A 1,798-nucleotide genomic window follows, 5' to 3' on the forward strand; every position below is an offset into this window, starting at 1 on the left:
CTATCCTGGAGTAGAGCACATCATCCGGCAACTGCACCCGAAATATCATCTTGCAATAATTTCCGATGGTCAGACCGCCTACGCAGTCCCAGAGCTAAATGCCGTGGGGCTATCTGGATATTTCGACCCGATCATAGTCTCGGGAGACTTCGGATACCGCAAGCCCGACGAACGCCTGTTCGCAGCAGCATTGACCGCCATGAAAATGGAGCCATCAGAGGTTCTGTATGTGGGCAACGACATGTATCGCGATGTTTATGGGGCACAGAAACTCGGGATGAAAACGGTCTTTTTCAAGTCAAACCAGGGGACGCAGGAAAAAGAGGGCGTAAAGCCCGACTATATTATTTACAATTTCCCTGAGTTGCTAAACGCCATCCGCTTCTTCGAGGACCGGTGACTCACGGGATTAACTATTTAAACCATTTCAGCGCATATGCGAAAAACTCTCCCGTACTGCTGAGGGTTATTCTTCCGCCTCAAGCTCCGGGGCCTGCGGGCTTTGTCGCCTGGTCTTGCGCCTTGAGCGCCTTCGCGCGTTCGCCGCGCGCGCGGTTCGAGTACCAGCCGACGTAGCGCACCAGAGATGCTCGTCCCACAGGGACTTCCTTCGGTCGTAGCTCACCAACCGTGCGTCGCGCTGCGCCGAACGTCATCGGCCAAGGCCGAGTTTTCTCATCGCTGCGGTCAGGGTCTGCCTGGTCTTGGCATAACCAGCCCAGGGATCTGCACCAGCTTCCAGCCGCTCGTGCGCATTGACGATCGTCCACTGCGCACCTCCAGTTAGCGAAGGAAGTTCTTTCCAAGAACAAGGCATTGAAACTCCCATTCCGGGCCGCGCACGCGCCGAAAATGCCGCAACTGTGCTCGCCCCGCGCCCGTTGCGCAGGTAATCGATGAACACCTTCCCCAGCCGGTTGCGAGGTCCGCTTTTTGATACAAAACGGGCGGGAACGACGATGGCGATGTGCTTGACGACCTGTTTCGAAAATTCTTTGACCGTTTCCCAGTTATCGCGCGACGTCAGAGGCACCACCACGTGCAGGCCCTTGCCGCCACTGGTCTTCAGAAAGCTCTGCAGTCCCAGCTCGTCCAGAAACGTACGGACGAGTTGGGCGGCTTCGAGCATCAGCGGCCACGCCAGCCCTTCGGCCGGGTCCAGATCGAAAGTCATCCGGTCCGGTTTTTCGATGCTTCGGGTTGTCGCGTTCCAGGTGTGGAATTCCACGACATTCATCTGCGCGGCGCCGATCAAGGCTTTGAGAGAGTCGATTTCCAGCAGAGGATGATGCTCAGGATCGAATGCCGGGTCCAGCTCCTTCAACCCTGGAATCTTTAGTGTGTCGCCGTGTTTCTGGAAGAATAACTGGTGCTGGATTCCTGCAGGCGCGCGCAACAGCGAAACCGGACGTCGCACCAGGTGCGGGAGGATACGCTTGGCCACTTGCGCATAATAATTCACCAGGTCGAGCTTGGTCAGGCCAGTGCTGGGGTCGATGATGCGGTCGGGATGGGTGATGCGCACGCCGCCGATTTCAGCCGGGCCCGCGGCCTTGCGTTTGCCAGGTGCGGGAGTGCCGTCGCGAGCCCTTGCGGCGGTGTCTGGCGCATCGGCTGCCGATTCCCGGGTAATCGCGGTCGCAGGCTTGTCGGTGCGCAGGCCGTGAAAGACAGCGTGGCGCACTTTCCCGTCATTGGTCCATTCGGCAAACGACACTTCGGCGACGAGCTTGGGTTTGACCCAATTGCCTTGCGCGTCCCTCGGTTTTTCGAATAGCGGTGTCTTGTCAACAGCGAG

The 1,798-nt window shown here is 58.1% G+C and carries 2 protein-coding genes; one reads left to right on the top strand and one right to left on the bottom strand.

Annotated elements, in window-relative coordinates:
• A partial coding sequence (locus B3F77_RS18395) for an HAD family hydrolase (protein WP_293606354.1) occupies positions 1-400 on the top strand: 400 nt, incomplete at its 5' end.
• A gap of 252 nt (positions 401-652) precedes the next feature.
• On the opposite strand, the gene ligD is transcribed toward B3F77_RS18395, so the two are convergent.
• The coding region (gene ligD, locus B3F77_RS18400) for a DNA ligase D (RefSeq protein ID WP_293606355.1) at positions 653-1,798 on the bottom strand (1,146 nt) is incomplete at its 5' end.

Origin of the sequence: Polaromonas sp. UBA4122, from assembly GCA_002381615.1 — a bacterium.
Taxonomy (GTDB): Bacteria; Pseudomonadota; Gammaproteobacteria; order Burkholderiales; family Burkholderiaceae_C; genus Polaromonas.